We start from the raw sequence: 2,393 nt of genomic DNA on the forward strand, positions 1-2,393 counted from the left end.
GTATGTGGGCAAGCTGGGCACCGGCTTCTCGGTCAACCCCGCCGATCAGGGAGCGAAGATTTCCTGGGTCAAGCTGGGCCACGCCACCAGCGCCGAGATCGAAAAAATGGCCGACACGCTCAAACCCGCCGACATCATGACGGTATCGAAAACAGACCCCGGTGATGCGAGCTTCACCAAAGTGTTCTACGGCGGCAATGCCAACTGGATCAAGATCAAGCCCGGCATGGAAAAGGCTGCCGCCTTCCTGGAAACGCACCGCTATGCCTACCTGATGGGCGGCAGCATGGGCTTTTCCAAAATGGAAGGCACCACCGTCAACATCAAGGACAAGGTCGCCTACTCGGCGCTGCAGAACATGCAGGACTCCATGGTCAAGACCGGCAAGGGGTGGAACGCGGCCAGCGGCATCRCACTTGACAAGGCCCTGATCGCCGGCGGCGTGATGGTGCACAAGCTGGACGGCGGCCAGAAAGACCTGGCCGGCACCGCCATCAACAGCGAATGGATGCCGGTGCACACCAAGGCCCTGCTGGTCGGCGAAGACATCGCCGGCGATGCACTGGGCAACAAGGCCAACCCCAACAAGGTGTCCAACCCCGACAACCTGAAGTTCTCCGAAAAAATGCGCACACTCTTCATCGGCGAAGACAGCAGCACCCACGTCAACAACTTCATCTGGGCCTACAACGTCGACACCCAACAGCTGTCGCGCCTGATGTCCATGCCTTCGGGCGCCGAAGCCACCGGCCTGCATGTGGTGGACGACCTCAACGGCTGGACCTACATCATGAGCAACTTCCAGCACGCCGGCGACTGGATTCCGGCGCTGCATGGCAAGGTGCAGGCCACGCTGGACCCGCTGGTGCGCGCGAACTACAAGGACCGCTTCGGCGCGGCTGTCGGCTACCTCACCGCAGACCCCAGCAGCATCAAGCTGGGCTGACTGACGGCATAGCCATAAACATGGTTACAGGCACCGGCTTCGGTGCCTCAGGCGGAAAGCGGGCTCATGGCCCGCTTTCCGCTTTTTGCCCCGTATGAAATGCCGCGCACGGGTTGTGCGATGTGCGACCTTACGTGTTCGTCCCTAGAATGTTCAGGACAGCGACGGCCGGCCTGACGTGGCCTGACGCGTTGGGTTATGTGCATAAAAAGCCCATCTAACCCATACAGGACGGGCGCAAGCGGCTATCAAAAACAGAGCATCTGCAGTGACAACACTGAAACAGCACCGAGACAAATCCATGCGATACGCCCAGATCGATCTGATCAACTACGCCCGAACCCTGCTGACCACCGCCGGGCTGGAGCACGACAAGGCCGCCGCCGTGGCCGACATCCTGGTCCAGGGCGACCTGATGGGCCATAACACCCACGGGCTCGCCCTGCTGCCGGGCTACCTGGCAGAGCTGGAGTCTGGCGCGATGGAAAAACTCGGCACCCCAGCCGTGCTGGCCGACCATCCGGCCGCCGTGACATGGGACGGCCGCCGCCTGCCCGGCCCCTGGCTGGTTCTGCAAGCGATGGCATTGGCCACTGAGCGTGCCGCCACCCAGGGCACCTGCACTGTTGTGATTCGCCGCAGCCACCACATCGCCTGCCTGGCCGCCTATCTCCAGCGCGCCACCGATCAGGGCCTGATGATGCTGCTGACCTGCTCGGACCCGAACACGGCCAGCGTTGCCCCCTTTGGCGGCCTGGACCCGGTGTTCACACCCAATCCGGTTTCTGCCGGCATTCCCACCAACGGCGTTCCGGTGCTGATGGATGTGTCTACCTCGGCCACGACCAACGGCATGACCAACCGGCTGCACAAGGAAGGCAAGCGGCTGCCTGCTGCCTGGGTGATGGACGGTCACGGCGTGGCCAGTGACAACCCTTCGGTGCTGTTCGACGAACCCAAGGGCACCATCCTGCCGCTGGGTGGCATGGACTCGGGCCACAAGGGTTATGGCCTCACCTTGCTGGTAGAGGCATTAACCGGCGGCCTCGCAGGTCATGGCCGCGCCGACCCGAAGGAAGGATGGGGCGCCACGGTCTTCCTGCAGGTGATTGACCCGCGCGCTTTTGCGGGCCTGGACGCATTCACGCGCCAGACTGGCCATGTCACGGATGCCTGCCGTGCATCACGACCCGCGCAAGCAGGGTCTGCCGTGCGCACTCCGGGGGAAAAAGGCATTGCGCTGGCAGCCGGGCAAATGGAATCGGGCGTGGAGCTGTATCCCTCCATCCTGCCCGCACTGTCAAGCTGGGCCATCAAGCTTGGGGTGACAGAGCCGTCTGCCGCCCACTGAAGCGCAGCCTTTCCAGCGGAAAACCGATCCGGCCAGCCGTTGCCGCTGACGGATTTTCTGCTTGCTGCGCCTGCTGATCAGCCTTTGGTATTACAG

At 62.8% G+C, this 2,393-nt stretch carries 1 protein-coding gene and 1 pseudogene; both read left to right on the forward strand.

Annotation, left to right across the window (positions count from 1 at the left end; translation table 11 throughout):
• Positions 1-946: pseudogene (locus AC1DWI_RS19980) on the forward strand (alkaline phosphatase); the annotation flags it as partial.
• Between the two features lie 301 nt (positions 947-1,247).
• Entirely contained in the window at positions 1,248-2,297 is a 1,050-nt protein-coding gene (locus AC1DWI_RS19985) for an Ldh family oxidoreductase (protein WP_477669380.1), read from the forward strand.
• Positions 2,298-2,393: the final 96 nt, after the last annotated feature.

The sequence above is a fragment of the Polaromonas sp. P3_C2 genome (assembly GCF_056402675.1).

Coding starts and splice junctions, on each gene's coding strand:
- AC1DWI_RS19985 (WP_477669380.1), top strand. CDS start 1,248: ATGCGATACGCCCAGATCGATCTGATCAACTACGCCCGAACCCTGCTG.